Raw genomic sequence first — 23,671 nt, forward strand, 5'->3', positions numbered from 1 at the left:
CCGATACGACCGCTACGCCAACCACTTCTGCGCCTTCCTCACCCTCGCCGCCACTCTCACCTGCTACAAGAAGCTCACCTACTGAGACATGGTCTTAGTGCGCCAAGCCGGAATGTTCGGTGCGGCCGGGTTCTTCCGGGGCGTCCGTGCCCCAGCTGGCCAGCAGGCGGAGCGCTTCTTCCGACGGCGAGGCCGGTTCCGCGTGGTAGATCGACAGCGCCTGCTCCTGGTCGCCCGGCAGCACGAGCGTTTCGTAGTGGAGGCTCAGCTCGCCCACGAGCGGGTGGCGCAGCCGCAGGGTCTCGTGGGTTTTGCGTTTGACGTTGTGGGCGGCCCAGAGCGTGCGGAACTCGTCGCTCTTCACGGACAGTTCGCCGACCAGTTCCGTGAGCGCGGGGTCGTCCGGGTGCCGGCCGGCGTCGAGGCGCAGCTGGCCGACGACGTCGGCGGCCTTGGCGGGCCAGTCGGCGAACAGGGTTTTCGCCGCGGGGTCGAGGAACACCACGCGCGCCCAGTTGCGGTCCTGCGGCGCGCGCGAAGCCCAGTCGCCGAACAGGACCGCCGCGGTGCGGTTCCAGGCGAGCACGTCGGTGCGCCGGCCCCACACGTAGGCGGGCACGGTCTCGATCGCCGCCAGCAGCTGCTGCAGCACCGGGCGGACCTGCTGCCTCCGGGGTGCGGCGGGCCGGCGTTGCCGCGGCTTCGGCTTGGCCAGGTGCAACAGGTGCGCGTGCTCGGTTTCCGACAGCTTCAGCGCCGACGAGATCGCGGTCAGCACCTCGAGGGAGACGTTGCGGCCGTTGCCCTGCTCCAGCCGCGTGTAGTACGCCACGGACACCCCGGCGACCTGCGCCAGCTCTTCGCGCCGCAGGCCGGGCACGCGGCGCCGGCGGCCGTAGTCGGGCAGCCCGACGTCGGACGGCTTGAGCCGGGCGCGGCGGCTGCGCAGGAACTCGCTGAGCTCGGCCCGCGGGTCGAGGCGCCCTTCGTCGGGTCCGGGTCGGGGATCGGTGGCCATGGCCCCAGTATCACGCCGGAACCGGCCCGCGGCGGTTCGCAAGCCTGTCCCTGCCAGTGGTACTCACGCCGGACGTACGAGAAACCGGCATCTGGGTAACCTCCCGCGCGCGACGCACTCTGTGGACGTCCCGGAGGAAACCCCCGGGATACCGACCGGGGAGCGACGGGGCTCCGCGGCCCGTCCACCCGTTCGCCCGGGGCCCAGCACGCCTCGCCAGTAGCTCCTGGAAAAGTGATGACCGAAACGACAGCCTCAGCTTCACCCGCCGCGGTGCGCGGACGGGACCGCCTTCCGGGCAAGGCCCTCTTCGGGCTCTTCCTCGCCGGGTTCATCGGCATCCTCACCGAGTGCCTCCCGGCGGGCCTGCTCCCCGAGATCTCCCGGACCCTGAACACCAGCGTCGCCGCCACCGGCCAGATCGTCACGATCTACGCCGCCGCGACCGCCGTCGCGGCGATCCCGCTCTCGCGCCTCACCGCGAAGTGGTCGCGCAAGACCGTGCTGCAGGTCGCGCTGGGCATCGTCACCGTGACCAACGCGCTGACGGCGCTGTCCACCGACTACACCCTCACCATGATCATCCGGTTCGTCGCCGGCCTCGGCACCGCGCTGGTCTGGACCCAGCTGGCCGGTTACGCCGCGCGCCTGTCGCCGCCGAGCGTGCAGGGCCGCGCCATCGCCATCGCGCTGGCGGGCACCCCGATCTCGCTGGCCATCGGTGTCCCGGTGGGCACCTGGCTGCGGACCTTCGGCGGCTGGGAAACCGCGTTCTGGGTCTCGGCCGCGCTCGCGCTGCTGAACATGCTCTGGTTGGTGGCGTTCCTGCCCGGCCTGCCGGGCCAGGCCGGCCACGAGCGCTTCACGCTGCGCCAGGTCGTGGCGATGCCGGGGCTGCGCACGATCCTGTTCGCGCTCACCACGTACATGGTCGCGCACAACATCCTCTACACCTACGTGACTGATTTCCTGCGGTCGGCGGGCATGGAGACACAGGCCGGCTGGGTGCTGTTCGCCTTCGGGGTCACGTCGGTGCTGAGCGTGCTCGTGGTCGGCGCGCACATCGACCGGCACCTGCGCAAGCTGATCGTCGCCAGCACACTGCTGTTCGCGGTGAGCGTGCTCGTGCTGGCCGTCCTGTCGGGGGTGCCGGTGCTGGTCTACGTCGCCGCGGCGGCGTGGGGCCTCGCGTTCGGCAGTTCGCCGAGCCTGTTCATCGGCGGCGCGATCAACGCCACCGGCGAGGCGTCCGACGTGGCCCAGTCGATCGTGATCTCGTTCTTCTCGGCCTCGATCGCCCTCGGCGGGCTGGTGGGCGGCCTGCTGATCGACGGCCTGGGGACGGGTTCGCTGACCTGGTCCTCGCTGGTGCTGCTGGTCGCCGCCGCGATCGCGGTGCTCGGCGGCCGCAAGCACGCCTTCCCGAAGGGCGCCTGAGCGGCGCCCCCCGGGCCGGCGTCAGCGCGGGAAGACCCTGCCGTCGAAGAGTTTCCGGGCCGTGCGCACGACCCCGCTGCGGAGCACCCGCGGCGGGGTTTCGCCCGGGTCCACCTCGACCTCGACCTGCAGGTGCCCGGTCGGGTGCTCGACGTCGATCCGCGCCGAACCGGGCAGCTTCGCGAGCTCGTGCCCGACCGCCCCGTCGATCAGCAGCGCCGTGGCGACGCTGACCGCGCCGAGGACACCGATCGACGTGTGCGGTTCGAGCGGGATGAACGTGCGCGTGCAGATCGTGCCGCCGTCCACGGGCGGGGCGACGAGCGTCGTCTTCGGCACGGAACTGTCGCGCACGTCGCCGAGGCCCATCAGCTCGGCGGCCTGAAGCCGCAGCGACTGGATCCGCTCGCGCAGCGCGGTGTCGGCCTTGAGCTGCTCGACCGGTTCGTACCCGGTGAGCCCGAAGTCCGCCGCCCGCGCGACGACGACCGGCATGCCGTTGTCCACACAGGTCACCGGCACACCGTCCACAGTGTCCACGAGCTGCCCGGTCGGCAGCAGCCCGTGGCCCGTGGACCCCGCCGTGTCGGCGAAGTCGAGCACGACCGGGGCGGCGGTGCCGGGGACGCCGGAGATGGCGGTGTCCCCGCCGTACTCGACGATCCCACCGGGAGTGGGGAAGTGCGCGACGGCCGTGCTGCCGGAGTTGACCATCCGGATCCGCACGGTCGTCTCGCCGTCGGAAGCCCGCACCAGCCCGCGTTCGACCGCGACCGCCCCGACGCCCGCGAGCAGGTTGCCGCAGTTCTGCTTGTCGGTCACGGTCGCCTCGGCGACACCCAGCTGCAGGAACAGGTAGTCGACGTCGGCGCCGGGGGAAGTGCTCGGCGACACCACCGCCACCTTGCTGGTGAGCGGGTGCGCGCCGCCGATCCCGTCGATCTGGCGCGGGTCCGGGCTGCCCATGACGCGCAGGAGCAGGTCGTCGCGCTCCCGGGGATCGGCAGGCAGGTCCTCGGCGAGGAAGTACGCGCCCTTGGACGTGCCGCCGCGCATCAGCAGGCAGCGGACGCCGGTCATGCCGCCTCCGCGCAAGGGACGACGCCGGTGGTGCTCACGCCTGCTCCTTCGCGTACTCCTCGGCGGTCACGTAGCGCACGCCGAGCGCGGCCAGCTTCTCGCGCAGGTTGTAGCGATCCAGCCCCAGCTCACCGCCGGCGAGCGCGGCGCGGGTCGCCTCCTCCTTGGCCAGGCGGGCCTTCGACGCGGTGATGCCGCGCTCGACGTCGCCCTGGCGCACGCACAGCACACCGTCGTCGTCGGCCAGGATCACGTCGCCGGGGCGGATGGTCTCGCCGCCGACGGTCACCGGCACGTTCACCGCGCCCGCGGTGGCCTTCACGGTGCCCTGCGCGCTGATCGCGCGCGACCACACCGGGAAACCCATCTCCTTCAGCTCCGCCACGTCGCGCACCCCGGCGTCGATCACGAGCCCGCGCACGCCCCGCGAGACCAGCGACGTGGCCAGCAGCTCGCCGAACATGCCGTCGGTGGACGGGGAAGCCGTGGTGACGACCAGGATGTCGCCCGGCTGGCACTGCTCCACCGCGGCGTGGATCATCAGGTTGTCGCCGGGCCAGCACAGCGCCGTCACGGCCGAGCCGCCGATGCGCGAGCCGCGGTGCAGCGGCCGGTGTTCGGTGCCCAGGTAGCCCGTGCGCCCCAGTGCTTCGTGCACCGTGGCGACCCCGAAGCCGGCCAGCTCGTCGATCTTCGCGCCGGGCGCCCGCGGGACGTCGGTCACCACCACTGTGTTCATTCGGCTCGCTCCATCGCTTTAGTTTTCGGTGTCGTGCAGCGCGGTGATCACGCTGCGCAGGTGCGCCCGGGCCGCCTGCTCGGCGGCGTCCGGGTCGCGGCGGGCGATCGCGTCGACGATCGCCAGGTGCTCGGGCAGCGACACGTGCGGCCGGCCCGCGCGCATGGCGAGCCGGAACTGGTGGCGGACGATCTGGGCGTGCAGCCGCTCCAGCAGCTCCGCCGCCACCGGCTGGCCGGCGATCTCCCGCACCGTGCGGTGCAGTTCGCGGTTGAGCTCCGAGTACTTCATCGACTCGCCGTCGTCGACGGCCGCCTGCAAGCGCACCGCCAGCTCCCGCAGCGAGTCGATCTGGTCGTCGGTCACCTTCTCCGCCGCCTTGGCCGCACACAGCCCCTCGAGCACCATGCGGCACTCGGTGATGGCCACGGCCTCCTCGATCGACACCACCCGCACCCGGGCCCCGCGGTGCGGGATGCGCTCCACGAGGCCGTCTGCGGTCAGGTCGATCAGGGCGGCCCGCATGCTCGCGCGCGTGACGCCGAACGTGTCGGCCAGCTCGGCCTCCACCAGCCGCTGCCCCGGGACGACGTCTCCCGCCATCAGGGCGGCCCGCAGCGCATCGAGCGCGGCCTGCTTCCCGGCCTCCCCTTCCTTCGGCGTGGTGGGCATCCCGGCTCCTCTCCTCGATGGATGACGCTAAGCATCCCATACGAGATTGTCAACAATTTCGTAGACGACTCTTGTGACGATCCGAGTCTCCGGGTTACCTTCCCCGGGCCGAACCACGCCGGCCGCGAGGATGCGCCCGGTACGACAGGAGATGATCACGACGATGTCCGGACCGGCCACGTCACCGCCCGCCGCCAGAGGGGCCAAGACTTCGACCCGCAACGCCGTCATCGGCGCTTCCTTCGGTTTCTTCGTCGACATGTTCGACGTGTACCTGCCGGTGGTCGCGCTCACGCCGGCGATGAACTACTTCCTCCCGCCGTCGGTTTCGCCGGGCAGCCGGGCCGTGATCACGTCGCTGATCTTCGTGGCCACCCTGATCGGCCGGCCGCTCGGCTCGCTGATCTTCGGCCGGCTGGCCGACAAGGTCGGGCGCCGCCGCGTCACGCTGTGGTCGATCACCGGCTGCGGGATCTGCACCCTGCTGATCGCGCTGCTGCCCGGCTACCACGCCGTGGGCCTGCTCGGCGTCGTGCTGATGGTGGTGCTGCGCCTGATCGACGGCGTCTTCCTCGGCGGCGAGTACACCGGCGCCACGCCGCTCGCCATGGAGGCGGCGCCCACCGGCAAGCGCGGCTGGTACGGCGGCCTCGTGGGCATGGGTTTCCCCATCTCGTACTGCGCGATCTCGCTCGTGACGTTCGTGATGCTGCGCATCGCGCCGGCGGGCGGCACGAACTCCGCCTACTCGCAGTGGGGCTGGCGCGTGCCGTTCCTCGTGGGCGCGGCGCTGTGCGCGGTGTTCTGCGTGTACTTCTCGCGCACCGTCGAGGAATCCGAGACGTGGAAGTCGGCGAAGAAGTCGCGCACGCCGATCCGCGACGTGCTCGTGGGGTCCTCGCGCAAGCAGTTCATCCAGGTGTTCATCATCATGAGCGGCATCTGGTTCGCGTCCAACCTCGCCTCCGGCCTGCTGCCGAGCGCCCTGCAGTTCCAGGCGCACGTGTCGGCCACGCAGGTGACGGCCGCGCTCGTGATCGTGCAGGCGATCCACTCCGTGCTGTTCCCGTTCCTGGGCCTGCTGTCGGAGAAGATCGGGCGGCGCAAGTTCCTCGCCTGGTCCGGGGTCGGCATCGGCGTGGTGTGCTCCGCCGCGTTCGCCACGATCAGCCTCGGCTGGTGGTCCGGCTTCGGCGCGGTGCTGCTGCTGACGCTCGTGATCCGGCTTTCGGGCGGCAGCACGTTCGCGGTCACGCCCTCGTACCTGTGCGAGCGGTTCCCGCCAGCCGTCCGCGGCAGCGGCTTCGGCCTGGGCTACAGCATGCCGCTGATCCTGACCTCGTTCTACGCCTACTACCAGGGCTGGCTCGAGCACATCATGCCGTCGGGCTTCACGGCCGCGGCCCTGCTCGTGCTCGGCGGCGCGCTGGTGCTCGTCGGTTCGCTGCTGGGCCCGGAGACCAAGGACGTGGACCTCGGGGTCACGACGGCCGGGCAGCCGGAGGCCAAGGCGGTGACGGCATGACCACCGCCGGCGCACTCACTTCCGGGGAGACGGCATGACCGCCGTGGCTCTGCTGGGCCTCGGTGAGGTCGGCTCCGTGCTGGCGGAGGACCTCACCGGGGTGGCCCTCACCGCGTGGGACGTGGCGCTGGCCGACGAGTCGAGTGCCGCCGCCCGCAACGCGAAGCGCTTCGGCCTCGTGTCCGCTGTGGACGCTCACGACGCCGTGCGCGAAGCCGATCTCGTGATCAGCGCGGTGACGGCGGCCAACGACCTCGTGGCCGCGCGGTCGGTGGCCGGCGGGCTGCCCGCCGGCTGCTGGTTCCTCGACCTCAACTCCGCCGCACCGGGCCAGAAGCAGGCGGCGGCCGAGGTGATCGACGCCGCCGGCGGCCGGTACGTCGAGTCCGCCGTGATGTCCCCGATCCACCCCAAGCGGCTCGCCGCCCCGATGCTGCTCGGCGGCCCCCACGCCGCCGCGTTCGCGGAGTTCGCGCGCCCGCTCGGGTTCAGCGGGCTGGAGGTCTACGCCGACGTCGTGGGACGCGCGGCGGCCACCAAGCTGTGCCGTTCCGTGGTGATCAAGGGCGTGGAGGCCCTGCTCGCGGAATCGCTGCTGGCCGCACGGGAGTGGGGGGTGGAGGGGCGGGTGCTCGCGTCGCTGTCCAACCTGCTGCCCGCCGAGGACTGGGAGCAGCTCGCCGCGTACATGATCTCCCGCTCCCTCGAGCACGGTGTCCGCCGGGCCGAGGAGCTGCGGGAGGCCGCGGTGACCGTGGCCGAGACCGGCGTGGAGCCCGTGATGGCGGAGGCGATCGCGCGCCGGCAGGACTGGGCCGCGGCGCACCGGCCGGCCGACCTCGGCGAGCTCGAGAAGCAGCTGCTGCCGCTGCTCGACGCCGTCCGCACGCGAATGTCCGACGAAGACCCGAAAGGCGACCCCGAGTGATCATCGACTGTCACGGCCACTACACCACCGTGCCCGCGGCACACACGAGTTGGCGGGAGGCGCAGCGCGCCGCCTACGACGCGGGCACCGCGGCCCCCGCCTACCCGGAGATCTCCGACGACGAGCTGCGCGAGTCGGTGCAGGGCCAGCTGGGACTGATGGCCGACCGCGGGGTCGACCTCACGGTGTTCTCGCCGCGGGCGTCGGCGATGGGCCACCACATCGGGGACGAGGCCGTCAGCACGGAGTGGGCGCGGGTGTGCAACGACCTCGTCCACCGCGTCGCCGGGCTCTACCCCGACCACTTCATCGGCGTCTGCCAGCTGCCCCAGTCACCGGGCGTGCCGATCGAGAAGTCCGTCGCGGAGCTGCGCCGCTGCGTCGAAGAGCTTGGGTTCGTGGGCGCCAACCTCAACCCCGACCCCAGCGGCGGGCACTGGACCGCGCCGCCGCTGACGGACAAGAGCTGGTACCCGTTCTACGAGGCCATGGTGGAGCTCGACGTGCCGGCCATGGTGCACGTGTCCGCTTCGGACAACCCGAGCTTCCACGCCACCGGCGCGCACTACCTCAACGCCGACACCACCGCGTTCATGCAGTTCCTGCAGTCCGACCTGTTCAAGGACTTCCCGGACCTGCGCTTCGTGATCCCGCACGGCGGGGGAGCGGTGCCGTACCACTGGGGCCGCTACCGCGGGCTCGCCGACATGCTCGGCCGCCCGGAACCCGACGAGGGCGTGCTGCCGAACGTCTTCTTCGACACCTGCGTGTACCACCAGCCCGGCATCAACCTGCTGTTCGACGTGATCAACGTCGACAACGTGCTGTTCGGCTCGGAGATGGTCGGTGCCGTGCGCGGCATCGATTCGCGCACCGGGCACCACTTCGACGACACCCGCCGTTACGTCGACGCGCTCGGACTGTCCGATGAGGACAAGACCAAGGTGTACGAGGGCAACGTGCGCCGCGTCTACCCGCGCCTGGACCAGGCGCTGAAGGCGAGGGGCCGGTGACCGCCTTCACCGCCGACGCGGGCTGGCTCTCCTACGACCCGGACCCGTCGAAGCCGGAGTTCGTGCTGCCACCGGGCACCGTCGACGTGCACACGCACGTGTTCGGCCCCGGTGTCACGTTCCCGTACGCGCCCGAACGCAAGTACACGCCGACCGACGCGAGCAAGGAGCAGCTGTTCGCGCTGCGCGATTTCCTGGGCATCGACCGGCAGGTCATCGTGCAGGCCACCTGCCACGGTGCGGACAACAGCGCGCTCGTCGACGCCTTGGCCGCGGCGGGCGAGCGCGCCCGCGGCATCGCGACGATCCGCGGTGACGAGCCCGACGAGGAGCTCGCCCGGCTGCACGCGGCCGGCGTGCGCGGGATCCGGCTCAACTTCGTCCGCCGGCTCGTGGACCCGAAGCCCGACGCGTACTACCACGACCTCGTCGCCCAGATCACGCCGCTGGGCTGGCACATCGTGGTGTACTTCGAGGCCGCGGACCTCGCCGAGAAGTGGGATTTCTTCACGTCGCTGCCCACCACGGTCCTCGTCGACCACATGGGCCGCCCGGACGTGACGAAACCCGTCGACGGTCCCGAATTCGGCAGGTTCCGCACGTTGCTGCGCGAGCACCCGAACTTCCACGTCAAGGTCACCGGCCCGGAACGGCTCACCGTCGCGGGCCCGCCGTACGACGACGTGGTGCCGTTCGGCCGGGCGCTGGTCGAGGAGTTCCCCGACCGCGTCCTGTGGGGCACGGACTGGCCGCACCCCAACATGAAGAGCCACATGCCCGACGACGGCAAGCTCGTGGACTTCGTGCCGCGGATCGCCCCGAGCGTCGAGGCACGACAGAAACTGCTGATCACCAACCCGATGCGGCTGTACTGGGCCGACTGAGGCGCCGGCCGGACCGTCCGCTGGGGACGGTCCGGTCAGCCCAGCCGCGCGGCCGCGCGCGGGGGAGCGGCGTCGCTGGTGCCGGGCGAGATCGTCATCGGCCAGACCTCCTGCACGGGCGCCTCGGGCGAGGCGACCCGCGCGAGCACGATCTCGCCGAGGCGCCGCCCATACGCCTCGAGCGACACCTCGAACGTCGTCAGCGCCGGCACGAGGTAGTCGCACACCGGGTTCTTGCGGAACCCGACCACGGCCAGGTCTTCGCCCGGTCGCACGCTTGTTTCGGCGAAGCGCTTGTACAGACCCAGCGCGAGAGTCTCCTGCGCCAGCATCACCGCCGTCGGCGCCGGGTCCATCGCCAGTAGCCGCTCGGCGAGCAGCCCGCCACCCTCGGGTGTGTCGGGCAGCCGGATCTCGGCGGCCGGTTCGAGACCGTGCGCGGTGAGCGCCTGCCGGTAGCCCCGCGTGTACTCCCACGTGCTGTTCACGTCGCCGTCGTCGTAGGCCAGCGCGATCCGCGTGTGCCCGGCCGCCACGAGCCGCTCCACGGTCTGGCCGGCGACGCCTTCGAAGTCCAGGTCCAGCCACGCGTGCCCCTCCGGCCCGCCGCGGCCCAGCGCCACGAACGGCACGCCGCGCTCGGTCAGCAGCTCCACGCGCGGGTCCACGCGGTGGGTGTTGGAGATGACGTACGCGTCGGCGATGTGCCGATCGACGGCGTTCACCAGGTACCGGTACGGGTCCTTCGCCGGCCCGACCGGCAGCAGCACGAGGTCCATGGACCGCTTGGCCAGCTCCTGCTGCAGGCCGTTGCAGACGGTGAAGTAGAACGTCTCGCCCATCTCGGTGCGGGCGGTGTTGGTCTGCATCACGAGCGCGACGGTGCCGGTCGCGCCGCGCCGCAGGGTGCGGCCGGACTGGTTCGGCTGGTACCCGAGGCGCTCGGCCGCGGACCGGACGCGTTCGCGCGTGGCCGCGCTGACCTCGCCGCGCGAGTTCATCGCCCGCGACACGGTGCTGATCGACATGCCGAGCTCGGCCGCCAGCTCCCGGATCCCGACCCGGCCCATGCGTACCCCCATCGTTTCCGTCCAGTTCACAGTATCCCGGTCCCGGCAGGCGGTTGGCACGCCGGAAACGTTTCCGGTAACGTTTCCGGCGGACGCGCCGAAGCGTCCGGTTGCCGCAAGGGCGGAGGATCCATGCTCGAATCACGGGTGGTGCGGAAGCTGTCGACGAGACTGCTGCCCGTCCTCATCATCGGCTACTTCCTGGCGATCATCGACCGCGCGAACCTGGGGGTCGCCGCGCTCACGATGAACGCCGACCTCGGGATCGGCGCCGCGGCCTTCGGGTTCGCCGCGAGCGTGTTCTTCGTGCCGTACGTGGTGCTGGAGGTTCCGTCGAACCTGGCGCTCGCCCGGTTCGGTGCCCGCTGGTGGATCGCCCGGATCCTCGTGACCTGGGGCATCATCTCCGCCGCCCACGCGCTGGTGTGGAACATCCCGAGCCTCTACGTCGCCCGAGCGCTGCTCGGCGCGGCCGAAGCCGGCTTCTTCCCCGGCGTGATCTTCTACCTCACGCTGTGGTTCCCCGCCGCCTACCGCGGCCGGATCATGGCGACGTTCACCGCCGGGATCCCGGTCGCCCTGATCATCGGCACGCCCTTGTCCGGCCTGATCCTCAACCTGGAAGGCTGGGCCGGCCTGCACGGCTGGCAGTGGGTGTACCTCATCGAAGGCATCCCGGCCGTGCTCATGGGCGTGCTGATTCCGTGGCTGCTGCCCAAGAGCCCCGAGACGGCGAAGTTCCTGACCGCCGAGGAACGCGCGTGGCTCACGGAAACCCTCGCTCGCGAAGCCGCGCAACGCGAAGCGCTCGGCGAATCCGGCAGCACGCGGCGCAAGGTCCTCAAGACGCTGCTGAGCCCGAAGGTGCTGATGTTCGCCGTGGCCTACTACGGGCTGACGAACCTCAACGGCGCGGTCAGCACGTTCCTCCCGCAGATCCTCAAGCCGTTCGGGCTGGGCAACACGACGACCACGTTCGTCGCCGCGATCCCGTACGTGTTCGGGCTGATCGGCATGCTCCTGCTCGGCCGGCTGGCCGACCGCCCCGGCCGGCGCGCGGTGAGCCTGTATGTCGCACTCGGCGTGTCGCTGGTCGGACTGGCCGCGTCGGCCGTGTTCGACGCGCCGGTGGTGAAGCTCGTGGCGCTGTGCGTGGCGGCGTTCGGCGTCTTCGGGGTGCTGCCGACGTTCTGGGGCCTGCCGACCGCGATCCTCACCGGCGCGGCCGCCGCGGGTGGCATCGCGCTGATCAACGCGCTCGGCAACCTGTCGAGCGTCGTCAACCCGGCCGTGATCGGCGCCATCGACGCGAAGACGGGCAGCTTCGACGGCGGTCTGCTGTGGCTCGCCGCGATGGCGGTGGTCGCGATCCTGGCGGTCACGGTGATCCTGCTCGTCTGGCGCCCGCAGCGCCACGCGCTCGTGTCCGCGACCGGGTCGGCCCCGAAGCAGGAGGTCTGACGTGCGCATCGCCGAGGTCCGGCTGCGCCGGCTGAAGGGAACGCTGCCCACCGAAGGGGACCTGTGGGAGGAACGGCTCGTCCGCCCGCTCGACGTCTACCCCGAGTACCGCACCCTCGACGACCACGAGGGCGGCGTGCAGCACCCCGGCGGTTTCGCCATCACCACCTACTTCGTGGAGATCGAGACCGACGAGGGACTCGTCGGTCGCGCCGGCCCCGTGCCCGAGACGGTCGCGTGGCTGGTGGCCCGCGAACTGCGCCCGCGGCTGCTCGGGCGTGACCCCATCGCCGGGGAAAAGCTGTGGGACCAGCTGCACCGCTCGCAGGTGCACGGCCGCGGCGGCCAGCCGATGCTGGCGATCAGCGCTGTGGACAACGCGTTGTGGGACCTGCGCGGCAAGTGGCTCGGGCAGCCGGTGTACCGCCTGCTGGGCGGCCCGACGCGCGACGAGGTGCCCGCATACGCGTCGATGCTCGGGTTCTCCGTGCGGGACCTGGACCGCGTGCGCGAGCGGGCCGTCGAGTTCCGCGACCGCGGGTACCGGGCGCAGAAGTGGTTCTTCCGCCACGGCCCGGCGAGCGGCCACGAAGGCCTGCGCGCCAACGTCGCGCTCGTGCGGACGCTGCGCGAGGCCGTCGGCGAGGACTACGACCTGATGTTCGACTGCTGGCAGGCCATGGACGTCACCTACGTGACCGAGCTGGCCTCGCGCATCGCCGAGTACTGGCCGCGGTGGCTCGAGGAAGTCGTGCTGCCCGACCGGATCGACGGCTACCGCCTGCTGCGGCAGCGCCTGTCGATCCCGCTCGCGGGCGCGGAGCACGAGTACACGCGCTGGGGTTTCCGGCGGTTCGCGGACACCGGCGCGCTCGACGTGCTGCAGCCCGATCTGTACTGGTGCGGCGGGCTGTCCGAGGCGCTGAAGATCGCGGCGTACGGGACGGCGCACGACCTCATGGTCATCCCGCACGGCCACTCGGCGACGGCGACGCTGCACTTCTCGCTGACGCAGTCGCCCGCGCACACGCCGTACCAGGAGGACCTGGTGAAGTGGAACCAGGTCCACCAGCTGTTCCTGGCCTCGCCGGTCAACGCCGTGGCGGGGCTGCTGACGCCGTCGGACGCGCCGGGGCTGGGCATGGAGCTGGACACCGGCCACGCCGAGGCCGACGACGTCGTTTTCGCCTGATCCTCGAGGAAAGCAGGGCATGAGCACACCTCGCTGGTGGCAGCGCGCCACCGTGTACCAGATCTACCCGCGCAGCTTCGCCGACTCGAACGGCGACGGCATCGGCGACCTGCGCGGCATCATCGGCCGCCTCGACCACCTGAGCGCGCTCGGCGTCGACGTCGTGTGGCTTTCGCCGGTGTACCCGTCGCCGCAGGACGACAACGGTTACGACATCAGCGACTACTACGACGTCGACCCGGTGTTCGGCACGCTCGCCGACTTCGACGAGCTGCTGGCGCAGGCGCACGCGCGCGACATCCGCGTGGTGCTGGACCTGGTCGTGAACCACACGTCCGACGAGCACCCGTGGTTCGTCGAATCGCGCGACCCGGCGAGCCCGAAGCACGACTGGTACTGGTGGCGCTCCCAACCGAACAACTGGGGTTCGCGCTTCTCCGGGCCGGCGTGGGAGAAGGACGAGCGCTCGGGTGAGTACTACCTGCACCTGTTCTCGCGCAAGCAACCGGACCTGAACTGGGAGAACCCCGAGCTGCGCCGCGAGATCCACCGGATGATGCGCTGGTGGCTCGACCGCGGGGTCGACGGGTTCCGCATGGACGTCATCAACTTCATCGCCAAACCGGTGTCCCTGCCCGACGCGCCCCTGGCGGACGGCGACCTGTACGGCGACGCGGAATCCTTGTACGCCAACGGTCCCCGGCTGCACGAGTTCCTCCAGGAGATGCACCGCGAGGTGTTCGCCGGCCGCGAGGACCGCCTGCTGACGGTGGGGGAGACGCCCGGCACGTCGGTCGAGGAGGCCCAGTTGCTGACCGATCCGGCGCGGCGCGAGCTCGACATGGTGTTCCAGTTCGACCACGTCGAACTCGACCAGGGCCACGACAAGTGGGACGTGCGCCCGTTCGACCTGGTGGCGCTGAAGCGCACCCTCGCGCGCTGGCAGACGGGCCTGGCCGAACGCGGCTGGAACAGCCTCTACTGGAACAACCACGACCAGCCGCGCATCGTTTCCCGCTGGGGCGACGACGGCGAATTCCGGACGCTGTCGGCGAAAGCGCTCGCCACCGTGCTGCACCTGCACCGCGGCACGCCGTACGTGTACCAGGGTGAGGAACTCGGCATGACCAACATGCCGTTCACGTCGATCGAGGACTTCGCCGACATCCAGTCCGTCAACCACTACCGCGAAGCCACGTCCGTGCGGGGCCAGTCCCCTTCGGCCGTCCTCGCGGCCCTGCGCCTGCGCTCCCGCGACAACGGCCGCACCCCGATGCAGTGGGACGCTTCACCGCACGCCGGCTTCACCTCCGGCACGCCGTGGCTGCGCGTGAACCCGAACCACGCCACCGTCAACGCCTCGTCCCAAGTGGACGATCCCGCGTCGGTGTTCTCCCACTACCGCGCGCTGATCGCGCTGCGGCATTCCGAGCCCCTGGTCCTGACCGGCCGGTATTCGCTGCTCGAACCGGACCACCCCGCGCTGTTCGCCTTCACCCGCCTCGACGGCGACCACGGGCTGCTGGTGCTGGCCAACTGGTCGGGTGCGCCGCTGGACGTGCCCGCCGCCGCGGTCTCCGGCTGGGCGGACGCCTCGCTGGTGCTGGGCAACTACCCGGGCCCGGCCTCGGCGGGCGACCGCCTGCGTCCGTGGGAGGCGGTGGTCTTCCGCCGCTGATTCCGCAGCCTGCGCGCCAGCCCGGCCGCACCTGAGGATCCGGTCGAGGAACTCGAGAATGGTGAAGTCGCCGCTTGCCGTGGTCACCGGTCCGCTCCCTCGGTCGCGAACCTCGGCGAGCGCAACGAAAAGCGATGCGCTGCCAAACCTGTGCGGGCCACGGTCCACGATCGTGGCGGAGGTGGAGGACGGACCTCGGTGAAGACCCGGAACAGCCGGCCTTCTGCTTCCCGGGGCGCGGCGCCCAGCGCCTGCAGTGGTGAAGTCTCCAGCACGCGTTGATGTCGGGAGTGCGCGCTGGGCAGCGTCGCTTCGTTGACGCTGGCAGCCGAAGCGAAGCCGGCTGTGCTGGCCTTGTGGGCCTCCTGGTGTGTTTCCCCGGTGAATCGGTGGCGAAGCAGGGCCAGCTCCGAGGGCGTGCGAGACGCGCCCACGGCAGAGTCCTTCCGTGTCTCCGCCTGGCTCGGCACGGAGGGATTCAGTGGTGGTGAGCACGGCCCGAGGGCCGAGATGGGTTTCGTGCTGTTCGGTGGTCCGTCGCGCGAGGTGCCGGGTGGGCGACACCACCAAGGCCCGCTCGGTGCGTGGTGAAGCACAGCGCAGGGTCACCCGGCGCTCTTGCCGGTGCGGCGTCCGGGCGGGTGGATTCCCGCCCGGTCGATCAGGCTGCCGGCTTCCAGCCGAGTTCCGGGCCGAGCCGGGTGGCGATGTCGGTGAGGATCTGGACGTAGTCGTCGTGCTCGAGGGTGAACGGGAGCGCGAAGACGACTTCCGACACCTCCCGGAAGGAGCTGTCCGCGTAGAGGCGGTCGGCGATCTGCGCCGAGGTGCCTACCAGGTCTTCCGCGAAGGTCATGCGGGCGGGGGTGTGGATCTTGCCGACGCGGGAGAGCCGGGCGGCCGCGTAGGCCTCGTACTTGGCGCGCTGCTCGGGTGTCGCGCTGTCGGTCGGGATGACGACGAGGCCCTGCGAGACGCGGGCGTCCGCGCCGAGGGGGTGGTGGGCGCGGAATTCGTGGATGAGCGAGGTCTGGATGGCCGCGAAGTCGACCGGCTCGACCTGGTCCGCGACGCTGACGACGTTGCTGGTCAGGAAGTTCATGCGGTGCTCACCGGCCCACCGCGCCGACCGGAGGCTGCCGCCGCCGTACCAGAGGCGATCGGCCAGGCCGGCGGAATGGGGCTGGACGCGGTCGGAGAACTCCTCGATGCCTTCGGTTCCGCTGAATTCGGTGGCCTGCTCGCCGCGGATGAACCGGAGCAGCCGCTCGACGCGTTCGTAGCTGAAGTCCTCGGCGCCGGCCGTGTCGGGGTACAGGGCGGGCGCGAGCTGGTCGTAGTGGCGCGGTGGGCCGACGCTGAGGCCGGGCTGCAGACGGCCGCCGGAGAGGACGTCGACGGTGGCGAGGTCTTCGGCCAGGCGCAGCGGGTTCTCCCAGCCGAGCGGGATCACGGCGGTGCCGAGGTGGATGCGGCTGGTGCGCTGCGTGGCGGCGGCGAGCACGGCGACCGGCGACGAGATCCCGAACTGCAGGTGGCGGTGGCGCACCCAGGCGCTGTCGAAGCCCAGCTGCTCACCCAGCTCGATGATCCGCAGCGTCGACTCGTGGCCGGCGCCGGGGTCGGCCTCGTCGAACAGCCCGATGGTCAGGAAGCCCAGCTTGCGCAACGGTTCCGAGGTGAGCGGCACGGTGGGTTCCTCCTGGGTCCGGGTCCTGGGCTGATCAACCCCGGCGCGGGTCGGATTGTTCCGGTATCGGTGTGGCCTGGGCCACTGATGCCGGTTGTTCACCGGAAGTCCGGTTTTCTCGAATGAAACTGACCTGTAACGGGGCGACGGTTCCACTGTGGTTTCCGGCAGGCCAGAATCCCGCGTTGTGATCGCGTCAGCAATGCGTCCGGGAGCTTGCCTGAATACGCGAATACCGCTGCTCGCGCGAATCAATCGGACAAACAACTCGTGAAGTCGGATCGAGGCTCATCAATGGTTGAACCCGCTCAAAAAGCCGCCCCCGCAGGAGCGCGACCGGGCCTGCGCAGATCGGTCGGTTTCTACGGACTGATGTTCGTCTCGCTCGGCTCGATCATCGGCTCGGGCTGGCTCCTCGGCGCGCTGAAGGCCGCCAAGGTCGCGGGTCCCGCGTCTCTCGTGTCGTGGGTGCTCACCGCCGTCATCATGGCCACGCTCGCCCTGGTGCACGCGGAGCTGGGCGCGGCCTACCCCGTCGCCGGTGGCACCGCCCGGTACCCCGCCCTCGCCTACGGGGTGCTCGGCGGATTCGTCGGCGGCTGGGTGGCGTGGCTGCAGGCCGTGGCGCTCGCCCCCGTCGAGGTCGAGGCGAGTCTGGAGTACCTCGACAACGTCGGCTGGATCAAGCAGCACCTGAACCTGCTCAGCCCGTCGGGCACGCTCACCGCGAGCGGGTTCGCCTGGGCGACGGTGCTGATGGCGATCTTCACGCTGATCAACCTGGTCGGGGTGAAGCTGCTGTCGGAGAGCAACTCCGCCACGGTGATCTGGAAGACCGCGGTGCCGGTGCTGACGGTCGTCGTGCTGCTGTCGCTGCGCTTCCACCCGGGCAACTTCACCGCGGGTGGCGGGTTCGCCCCGCACGGCGCCCACGGCATCTTCGCCGCGTTGCCCGTCGGCGTCGTGTTCGCGCTGCAGGGCTTCGAGCAGGCTGTGCAGGTCGGTGGTGAAGCGCGTGACCCGCAGAAGGATCTGTCGCGCGCGATCATCGTCGCGATGGTGATCGGCACGATCGTGTACCTGCTGCTGGAGGTGGCGTTCATCGGCGCACTCGACCCGGCCGCACTGCTCAAGGGCTGGGACAACCCGATCGCCCAGGGCTCGTTCGGCCCGTACGCCACGTTGGCGACGCTCGCGGGTGCGGGTTGGCTCTCCTACGTGCTTTACGCCGATGCCTTCGTGTCGCCGGCCGGCACCGGCATGCTCTACCTCGGTACGTCGGCGCGGCTGTCCTACGCGATGGGCCGCGAGCGCTCGTTGCCGAAGGGCCTGGGCAAGGTGAACCTCCGGGGTGTGCCGGTGTGGTCGATCGTGCTGTCGTTCGTGGTGGGCGAGATCGCGTTCCTGCCGTTCCCGAGCTGGCAGTCGCTGGTCAGCGTGATCACCTCGGCCACCGCGCTGATGTACGCGTTCGCGCCGGTCTCGATGATCGCGCTGCGCCGCCGCGACCCGGATCGCGAGCGGCCCTACCGTGCGCCGATGCCGAGGGTGCTGGCGCCGGCGGGGTTCGTCGCCGCGAACCTGATCATCTACTGGGGCGGCTTCGACACCACGTGGAAGATCATGATCGCGGTCGTGATCGGCTTCGGCCTGTTCCTCGTCGCGCGCGCCACGAGTTCCGCCGTGGAACGGCTGCCGATCGACTGGAAGGCAGCGCAGTGGATCGCGCCGTGGCTTGCCGGCCACGTCCTCATCGGCTGGCTCGGCCGCTACGGCGAGTCCGGGAACCTCAACGCGCTGCCGGAGTGGCTCGACCTGCTCGTGGTGATCGCGTTCAGCCTGGCGATCTTCTACTGGGCGGTGAACGTCGCGGTGCCGAGTGACAAGGTGCGGGCCGCGATCGAGCGCGAATCGCTTGAGCTCGCCGTGCAGTCCTGAGCCTTGAGCGGCCGGGTTCCCTTGCCGTGTGGGGAACCCGGCCGGCCGGACTCAGAACGTCAGCTGCCCCAGTGCGTGCACGAGTTCCTTGCCGGCCTGCACGGCGCCGTCGTGCGCACCGGCGAGCAGGCCCGTCGCGAGCTGGGCCAGTGTGCCCTTGAGCGCCGTGAGGCCGCGGCGCACGATCCCGCGGTCCGGCTCCGGCTTGACGACCTCGGCGAGCACGGCGTCGGCGTTCTCGGCGGCGTCGCGGGCGTCCGGCTCGGGCAGGCCGAGCTCACCCAGGCGCCGCACGACGTCGGCGACAACACGGGCGACGTCTTCGAACCCGGGGGCGATCTGCTTGCTCACGGACAGGTTCTGCACCACCTTCTCATTGCCCCACGCGAGCTGCGAGCTGCGCACGTCACCGTGGATGACGGGGCCGTGGTAGTGGTGTTCTTCGGTGGGCACGGGGTTTCCTCCCGGTCAGTCGCGGGTCTGCTGCACGACGGTGTTGCCCCAGGTCAGCACGGACTGGATGACATCACCGTGGATGACGGGGCCGGTGTAGTTGTTGATGATCCGCGGCGGTTCGGGGTCCGGTTCGACCTCGACCACCCGCAGCGGCGAACGGAGCCCCTTGACCCCGGCGCGGCCCTGGTGGTGCACCGCCACGCCATCGGGCCCGGGAATTTCGCAATCCCTGAGCAGCGCCTTGGCGGAGCCGAAGATCCCCACGCCAGCGGTCTTGGTGCCGGTGAGCACACTGTCGGAGACGTCCACCGTGGTCTCGTTCATCGCGAAGACACCGAAGTCGACCGGCCCGGTCACCGTGAACCGGCGAGCCTCGAAGGTCGCTTCACCGAGCACGATCGCGCCGCTGTCCATCGGTCCGGTGGCTTGGCAGTCGTGGAGCACGAGGTATGCCTTGCCGAATCCGCAGAACGCGGCGTACGCACGGGATCCGGTGCACGCCGTCGCTCGGATGCGTGAGTCGTCGACCGCGGTGACGCCGACCAGTTCGATGTCGTGGAAGTTCGCCTCGGTCAGTTCCGCGTAGGCGGTTCCGTGGGTTTCCACAGCGCCGGGGCAGCGGGCCATCCGCAACCCGGTCAGCTCGGCCTGCGCTTGCCCCAACAGCCGCACGGCTACGTTCTTCAGATCTTCCAACACCGTGTCGGTGACTCGGCTGCGCGCGTTCTGCACGACGATGCCCACGTTGCCGTCCGCGAAGCGACACCGGTGCACCGTCGGCGAACCCTGGGTGTCGACGAACAGGCCGAACTTCTGCGTTCGCAGCACCGAGATGTCCTCGAACCGGCCCAAGCCCTGCGTGTTCACCTCGATCCCCGCCACGCGGCAGGCGGTGAACGTGCACCGCCGCACGAGCGGGTCCGAGCCGCCCGCGATGAGCAGACCGGTGTCCGCGTCCTCGACCGTCGTACCGGTGATCGTGCCGCGGGACTGCTCGCCGTAGGAAATGGCGGTGGTTCTGGCGGAGTCGACGCGGCAGCCGGTGATGTCGAGGTGCCCGTGCTGGTCGGCAGCGAGCGCGGCGTTCCCGGTGCCGGCGAACCCGCATCCGGTGGCGGCGACGCGCGCCCCTCGGACGAGCACGCCGTGGATCCCGCAGCGGTCGAACCGGGTCAGGTGAACGGCGACGTCGGCGCCGCCGGTGGCCACGAGCCCGTTGTTCGAGGAGTCGGTGAACGCGCACCGCTCGACCGTCCCGCGCGAACCGGTGAACACGGCCCGGCCGTAGCGGAACTCGCTGTCCGACGCCGCGACAGCCGTGCCGGGTGGTGCGTGGAGAGCGGCGGAGCCGTCCTGGGCGGTCACCGTGCACCCGGTGATCGTCAGCGAGCCGGCCGCGCAGCGCACCACGTCGTTGCCGCGGCCGCTGAAGATGAGCCCCTCGAGCCGGACCACTCCGGAGGTCTGGACCGCCGGGCCGGTCGGTGGGCAGATCTCCACGGTGCCGGGCCGGCTCGCGAAGACGTGCACTTCGCCGTGCACGACCAGGTTCTCGGGGTAGCGGCCGGGGTCGATCTCGACCCGGGCGCCACGCCGTCCGGACACGGCGCCCAGCGCCGACGCGATGGTCTGGTGCGCTCCCCGCCTGCCCGGGGAAACCCGGACTTTCCCCGCCATGGCGGCCCCCTCCCGTGACCGCCGAGCATAGCGATCGCGGGCCGCGACCACGTGCCGCACGGGGAAAATCGCTTGACCGTCTCGGAAGACTCGCGCACGTGGGGCACTCCGAGTGGGGGCGGTTGCAGGCGGTCGCGGTGTTCGGCTCGACGGCGGAAGGCCTCGTGCTGGCGGCGATCCCGCTGCTCGCGGTGTCGATCACCACGGATCCGCGCGAGATCTCCCTGGTGACGGTGGCCGGGCAGGCGCCGTGGCTGCTGCTGTCGCTGTTCGCCGGCGTGGTGATCGACCGCGTGCGGCGGACCGCGGTGCTGGCGGGCGCGTACGCGCTGCTCACCGCCGCCGTGGTGGCGCTCGCCGTGGCCGGCACGACGCACGTGCTGACCCTGCCCGTGCTCCTCGTGGTGGCGTTCGTGGTCACGACGGCTCAGGTGTTCGGCGACGGGGCCAGCGGCGCCGTCGTGCCGGAGGTCGTCGGCCCGGACCGCCTGGCGGCGGCGAACGCGCGGCTGCAGGTGATCGACCGCGGCCTGGTGCAGTTCGTCGTCCCGCCGGCGACCGGGGCGCTGCTCGGAGCCGGCGCGGGACTCCCGGCGTGGGCCGCGGGCGCGGCCGCGTTGGCGGCGTTCGCCCTGGCTCGCGGGATTCCTTCGGCGCCGCCGGTGAAATCGCCCGCGCACCCGCTGCACGACATCGCCGAAGGACTGCGCTACCTCGTGGGCACGCCGCTGCTGCGGGCGATCACGATCGCCGTCGCGCTCGGCTCGTTCGCGGCGAGCGCCGTGAGCTCGATGCTCGTGCTCTTCGCGACGCAGGAACTCCACCTGGGCCCGGTCGGCTACGGCGGGCTGCTCGCGTGCCTCGCCGTCGGCTGGGTGGCTTCGTCGTTCGTCGTCGGCCGCATCGTGCGGCGGCTCGGCTACTCGTGGGCGATGCGCCTGGCTCAGGGCGGTGGCGTGGTGGCGCTGCTGGCGATCGCCGTGCTGCCGCCGTGGCCGCCGGCGATCGGGCTGGTGCTGGTGTTCTTCACGGCGACGACGCTCGTGTGGAACGTCTGCTCCCAGTCCTCCCGCCAGCGGTTCACCCCGTCGGCGCTGCTGGGCCGCGCGCTCACCGGTCACCGCGCGCTCGCGTGGGGCCTGACCCCGCTCGGCGCGCTCACCGGCGGGTTCGTGGCGGCCCACGTGTCGCTGCGCGCGGTGTGGGTGGTGTCCGCGGGGATCGAGCTGGTGGGCACGGCCGTGGTGTGGTGGCAGCTGTCACCCGCTGCCTTCAGGGCCGCCCAGGGGGATGAGGAGCGCCGGGACGGCGTCCAGCCGGGCCGGGGGAACTGACGCGCGCAGCCGCCGGCGTCAGGACGGTCCGTCGTCGCCGCGGCGCAGCAGCCCGAGCACCAGCGCGAGCGGCGGCCAGGCCGCGCGGCCGCGGCGGGTGCAGGTGAACGCGCGCAGCCGCACGTCCGGGCCGCTCAGCGGCAGCAGCGCCACCTCCGGCCGCGTCGGGCGCGCGACCGGCAGCAGTCCGACGCCCGGCCCGGCGACGACGAGGTCCTCCACGAGGTCGAGGCTGTCGGCCAGGTGCGTCACGCGCGGGCTGAACCCGGCCATCGACGCGAGCGTGCGCACGACGTCCTCGTCGGCCCGGTTGCGCGAGTTGCCGATCCAGTCGTGGTCGCGGAACGCCTCGAACACGGCCAGCGTGCCTTGCCCCGTCACCAGATCCGCGTCGGCGGCCGGTACACCGAGTCCCCACCCGGCCGTCCACAAAGGACGGACGTCGACGGACCGGTCGATCGTGGCGGGCGCGAGGTCGTAGTCGTAGGTGAGGGCCAGGTCGGCGTCGTCGGCCAGGAGCTGCTGCAGCGCTTCGGCCGGTTCGTACTCGCTGATCACCAGCCGCACGCGCGGGTGCGTGCGCGCCAGCCGGCCGGCGACCGGCAGCAGCGACCGCCGGATCGCGGTGGCGAACCCGGCCACGCGCACGGTGCCCGCCGGTTCCGCGTGCGGGTCGAGGTCGGCGCGCGCGGCCTCCACCGCGGCCAGGATCGTCACGGCGTGCTCGGCCAGCCGCTGCCCGGCCGGGGTGAGCCGCACCCGGCGGCCGTCCGGTTCCAGCAACGGCGCTCCGGTCTCGCGGGCCAGCGCGGCGATCTGCTGCGAGACCGTCGACGTGGTGGTTTCGAGCACATCCGCCACCGCGCGCATCGAGCCGAGCCGCGACAGTTCGAGGAGGAACTGCAGCCTGCGGGTGTCCATGCACCCATTGTCCAGGATTCCCGGACGGTACGTTCACGATCAGCACGTGGACACGAACGGTCCGGGTCGGTTCTCCTGGACCCGTGCTCTCGTCCTCCACCCGCGCCGGCGCCGCGCTCGCCGTCGCCGCCATGCTCTGCGTGCAGCTCGGCCTCGCCCTGTCGGTCGGCCTCTTCGACCGCGTCGGACCGGAAGGCGCCGCGTGGCTGCGGCTCGCGTGGGCCGGTGTGCTGCTGCTCGTGCTGGTCCGCCCGCGCCCGTCGGCGTTCCGCCGCTCGACGCTGCTCGCGTGCGTGGTGCTGGGGATCGTCACCGCCGGTATGACGATGCTGTTCATGGCCGCGGTCGCGCGCCTGCCGCTGGGCACCGCGAGCGCGCTGGAGTTCCTCGGCCCGCTGACGGTCGCGATCACCCGCGGCCGCGGCGGGAAGCGCGGGTGGCCGGTGCTCGCCGCCGCGGGTGTGGTGCTGCTGACCGAACCGTGGCACGGCGGCGCGGACCTCGTCGGTGTCGGCTTCGCCCTCGCCTCGGCCGTGTGCTGGGCGAGCTACATCCTGCTGACCCAGCGCGTCGGCGACGAGGTGTCGGGCCTGCGCGGGCTCGCGGTGTCCATGCCCGTGGCCGGGATCGTCGCGACGCTCGTGCAGGGACCGGCGGTGTTCGGGCACCTGTCGTCGGAGCTGCTGCTCGCCGGGCTGGGGCTGGCGATCCTGCTGCCGGTGGTGCCCTTCAGCTTCGAGATGCTCGCGCTGCGGCGGCTGAACGCCTCGGCGTTCGGCACGCTGATGAGCCTCGAACCCGCCATCGCGATGACGATCGGGCTCGTGGTGCTGCACCAGATCCCGGACGCCGCCGCGGTGGCGGGCGTCGCGTTCGTCGTCGCGGCGGGCGTCGGAGCGGAGCGGACGGGCGCGCGTGAGCCGGTGAAGACGCCGTGAGGCCCGCGCCGGCGCGGGCG

Annotated in this window: 21 protein-coding genes; 11 read left to right on the forward strand and 10 right to left on the reverse strand. The window is 71.4% G+C overall.

Annotated features, from left to right (window positions below; genetic code table 11):
• Window positions 1-94: 94 nt before the first annotated feature.
• Window positions 95-1,018: a helix-turn-helix domain-containing protein gene (locus ACIA77_RS04270; RefSeq protein ID WP_395884338.1), complete on the reverse strand. Its 924-nt coding sequence runs from the start codon at window positions 1,016-1,018 to the stop codon at window positions 95-97.
• 237 nt (window positions 1,019-1,255) lie between these two features.
• Here ACIA77_RS04270 and ACIA77_RS04275 point away from each other — a divergent pair, with 237 nt between their 5' ends.
• Window positions 1,256-2,455, forward strand: a complete 1,200-nt coding sequence (locus ACIA77_RS04275) for an MFS transporter (RefSeq protein WP_395884339.1) — start codon at window positions 1,256-1,258, stop codon at window positions 2,453-2,455.
• Between the two features lie 21 nt (window positions 2,456-2,476).
• On the opposite strand, the gene ACIA77_RS04280 is transcribed toward ACIA77_RS04275, so the two are convergent.
• From ACIA77_RS04280 to ACIA77_RS04295, 4 genes are read right to left on the reverse strand one after another with little or no spacing between them, the layout of a single operon-like run.
• The gene (locus ACIA77_RS04280) at window positions 2,477-3,535 is read right to left on the reverse strand and encodes a 4-oxalomesaconate tautomerase (RefSeq protein WP_395884340.1); all 1,059 of its coding nucleotides are present in this window, start codon (window positions 3,533-3,535) and stop codon (window positions 2,477-2,479) included.
• Window positions 3,536-3,569: 34 nt separating this feature from the next.
• Window positions 3,570-4,274 (reverse strand): 4-carboxy-4-hydroxy-2-oxoadipate aldolase/oxaloacetate decarboxylase, encoded by a 705-nt coding sequence (locus ACIA77_RS04285; RefSeq protein ID WP_395884341.1) that lies wholly within the window; start codon window positions 4,272-4,274, stop codon window positions 3,570-3,572.
• Window positions 4,275-4,292: 18 nt separating this feature from the next.
• On the reverse strand, window positions 4,293-4,946 hold the full coding sequence (locus ACIA77_RS04290; RefSeq protein WP_395884342.1) for a GntR family transcriptional regulator: 654 nt from the start codon (window positions 4,944-4,946) through the stop codon (window positions 4,293-4,295).
• A gap of 27 nt (window positions 4,947-4,973) precedes the next feature.
• On the reverse strand, window positions 4,974-5,207 hold the full coding sequence (locus tag ACIA77_RS04295; protein WP_395884343.1) for a hypothetical protein: 234 nt from the start codon (window positions 5,205-5,207) through the stop codon (window positions 4,974-4,976).
• Here ACIA77_RS04295 and ACIA77_RS04300 point away from each other — a divergent pair.
• The 4 genes from ACIA77_RS04300 to ACIA77_RS04315 are packed head-to-tail and all read left to right on the forward strand — an operon-like array spanning window position 5,206 to window position 9,296.
• The gene (locus ACIA77_RS04300; protein WP_395884344.1) at window positions 5,206-6,471 is read left to right on the forward strand and encodes an MFS transporter; all 1,266 of its coding nucleotides are present in this window, start codon (window positions 5,206-5,208) and stop codon (window positions 6,469-6,471) included. The genes ACIA77_RS04295 and ACIA77_RS04300 overlap by 2 nt on opposite strands.
• Window positions 6,472-6,505: 34 nt before the next feature.
• A complete protein-coding gene (locus tag ACIA77_RS04305; protein WP_395884345.1) occupies window positions 6,506-7,399 on the forward strand; it encodes a DUF1932 domain-containing protein in 894 nt (297 codons plus the stop codon).
• On the forward strand, window positions 7,396-8,412 hold the full coding sequence (locus ACIA77_RS04310; protein WP_395884346.1) for an amidohydrolase family protein: 1,017 nt from the start codon (window positions 7,396-7,398) through the stop codon (window positions 8,410-8,412). Before ACIA77_RS04305 ends, ACIA77_RS04310 begins: the two co-directional genes overlap by 4 nt.
• Window positions 8,409-9,296, forward strand: a complete 888-nt coding sequence (locus ACIA77_RS04315) for an amidohydrolase family protein (protein WP_395884347.1) — start codon at window positions 8,409-8,411, stop codon at window positions 9,294-9,296. Before ACIA77_RS04310 ends, ACIA77_RS04315 begins: the two co-directional genes overlap by 4 nt.
• A gap of 35 nt (window positions 9,297-9,331) precedes the next feature.
• Here ACIA77_RS04315 and ACIA77_RS04320 read toward each other — a convergent pair whose 3' ends face one another.
• On the reverse strand, window positions 9,332-10,396 hold the full coding sequence (locus ACIA77_RS04320) for a LacI family DNA-binding transcriptional regulator (RefSeq protein WP_395884348.1): 1,065 nt from the start codon (window positions 10,394-10,396) through the stop codon (window positions 9,332-9,334).
• A 102-nt stretch (window positions 10,397-10,498) separates the two neighbouring features.
• Between ACIA77_RS04320 and ACIA77_RS04325 the strand changes: the two genes are divergently transcribed.
• From ACIA77_RS04325 to ACIA77_RS04335, 3 genes are read left to right on the forward strand one after another with little or no spacing between them, the layout of a single operon-like run.
• Window positions 10,499-11,827, forward strand: a complete 1,329-nt coding sequence (locus tag ACIA77_RS04325) for an MFS transporter (RefSeq protein ID WP_395884349.1) — start codon at window positions 10,499-10,501, stop codon at window positions 11,825-11,827.
• A 1-nt stretch (window position 11,828) separates the two neighbouring features.
• The gene (locus ACIA77_RS04330; RefSeq protein ID WP_395884350.1) at window positions 11,829-13,019 is read left to right on the forward strand and encodes an enolase C-terminal domain-like protein; all 1,191 of its coding nucleotides are present in this window, start codon (window positions 11,829-11,831) and stop codon (window positions 13,017-13,019) included.
• A gap of 19 nt (window positions 13,020-13,038) precedes the next feature.
• Window positions 13,039-14,697 (forward strand): alpha-glucosidase, encoded by a 1,659-nt coding sequence (locus ACIA77_RS04335; protein ID WP_395884351.1) that lies wholly within the window; start codon window positions 13,039-13,041, stop codon window positions 14,695-14,697.
• A 661-nt stretch (window positions 14,698-15,358) separates the two neighbouring features.
• Here the strand turns inward: ACIA77_RS04335 and ACIA77_RS04340 are convergent.
• Window positions 15,359-16,387 (reverse strand): LLM class flavin-dependent oxidoreductase, encoded by a 1,029-nt coding sequence (locus ACIA77_RS04340; protein WP_395884352.1) that lies wholly within the window; start codon window positions 16,385-16,387, stop codon window positions 15,359-15,361.
• Between the two features lie 294 nt (window positions 16,388-16,681).
• Between ACIA77_RS04340 and ACIA77_RS04345 the strand changes: the two genes are divergently transcribed.
• Window positions 16,682-18,325, forward strand: a complete 1,644-nt coding sequence (locus ACIA77_RS04345; protein WP_395884353.1) for an APC family permease — start codon at window positions 16,682-16,684, stop codon at window positions 18,323-18,325.
• A 51-nt stretch (window positions 18,326-18,376) separates the two neighbouring features.
• On the opposite strand, the gene ACIA77_RS04350 is transcribed toward ACIA77_RS04345, so the two are convergent.
• The gene (locus tag ACIA77_RS04350) at window positions 18,377-18,778 is read right to left on the reverse strand and encodes a hypothetical protein (RefSeq protein WP_395884354.1); all 402 of its coding nucleotides are present in this window, start codon (window positions 18,776-18,778) and stop codon (window positions 18,377-18,379) included.
• Window positions 18,779-18,793: 15 nt separating this feature from the next.
• Entirely contained in the window at window positions 18,794-20,458 is a 1,665-nt protein-coding gene (locus ACIA77_RS04355) for a right-handed parallel beta-helix repeat-containing protein (protein WP_395884355.1), read from the reverse strand.
• A 98-nt stretch (window positions 20,459-20,556) separates the two neighbouring features.
• Here ACIA77_RS04355 and ACIA77_RS04360 point away from each other — a divergent pair, with 98 nt between their 5' ends.
• Window positions 20,557-21,792, forward strand: coding sequence for an MFS transporter (locus ACIA77_RS04360; protein ID WP_395884356.1), 1,236 nt, complete (start codon window positions 20,557-20,559; stop codon window positions 21,790-21,792).
• A gap of 18 nt (window positions 21,793-21,810) precedes the next feature.
• Here ACIA77_RS04360 and ACIA77_RS04365 read toward each other — a convergent pair whose 3' ends face one another.
• Entirely contained in the window at window positions 21,811-22,713 is a 903-nt protein-coding gene (locus ACIA77_RS04365; protein ID WP_395884357.1) for a LysR family transcriptional regulator, read from the reverse strand.
• An 83-nt stretch (window positions 22,714-22,796) separates the two neighbouring features.
• On the opposite strand from ACIA77_RS04365, the gene ACIA77_RS04370 reads away from it, so the two are divergent.
• Window positions 22,797-23,651: an EamA family transporter gene (locus ACIA77_RS04370; protein ID WP_395884358.1), complete on the forward strand. Its 855-nt coding sequence runs from the start codon at window positions 22,797-22,799 to the stop codon at window positions 23,649-23,651.
• The last annotated feature ends 20 nt before the right edge of the window (window positions 23,652-23,671 follow it).

The organism is Amycolatopsis sp. NPDC051903, assembly GCF_044452505.1.
In the GTDB taxonomy this organism is placed as follows: Bacteria; Actinomycetota; Actinomycetes; order Mycobacteriales; family Pseudonocardiaceae; genus Amycolatopsis.

Coding starts and splice junctions, on each gene's coding strand:
- ACIA77_RS04285 (WP_395884341.1), bottom strand. CDS start 4,274: ATGAACACAGTGGTGGTGACCGACGTCCCGCGGGCGCCCGGCGCGAAG.
- ACIA77_RS04295 (WP_395884343.1), bottom strand. CDS start 5,207: ATGTCGACGAAGAAACCGAAGGAAGCGCCGATGACGGCGTTGCGGGTC.
- ACIA77_RS04280 (WP_395884340.1), bottom strand. CDS start 3,535: ATGACCGGCGTCCGCTGCCTGCTGATGCGCGGCGGCACGTCCAAGGGC.
- ACIA77_RS04335 (WP_395884351.1), top strand. CDS start 13,039: ATGAGCACACCTCGCTGGTGGCAGCGCGCCACCGTGTACCAGATCTAC.
- ACIA77_RS04325 (WP_395884349.1), top strand. CDS start 10,499: ATGCTCGAATCACGGGTGGTGCGGAAGCTGTCGACGAGACTGCTGCCC.
- ACIA77_RS04270 (WP_395884338.1), bottom strand. CDS start 1,018: ATGGCCACCGATCCCCGACCCGGACCCGACGAAGGGCGCCTCGACCCG.
- ACIA77_RS04290 (WP_395884342.1), bottom strand. CDS start 4,946: ATGCCCACCACGCCGAAGGAAGGGGAGGCCGGGAAGCAGGCCGCGCTC.
- ACIA77_RS04355 (WP_395884355.1), bottom strand. CDS start 20,458: ATGGCGGGGAAAGTCCGGGTTTCCCCGGGCAGGCGGGGAGCGCACCAG.
- ACIA77_RS04365 (WP_395884357.1), bottom strand. CDS start 22,713: ATGGACACCCGCAGGCTGCAGTTCCTCCTCGAACTGTCGCGGCTCGGC.
- ACIA77_RS04345 (WP_395884353.1), top strand. CDS start 16,682: ATGGTTGAACCCGCTCAAAAAGCCGCCCCCGCAGGAGCGCGACCGGGC.
- ACIA77_RS04305 (WP_395884345.1), top strand. CDS start 6,506: ATGACCGCCGTGGCTCTGCTGGGCCTCGGTGAGGTCGGCTCCGTGCTG.
- ACIA77_RS04275 (WP_395884339.1), top strand. CDS start 1,256: ATGACCGAAACGACAGCCTCAGCTTCACCCGCCGCGGTGCGCGGACGG.
- ACIA77_RS04300 (WP_395884344.1), top strand. CDS start 5,206: ATGTTCGACGTGTACCTGCCGGTGGTCGCGCTCACGCCGGCGATGAAC.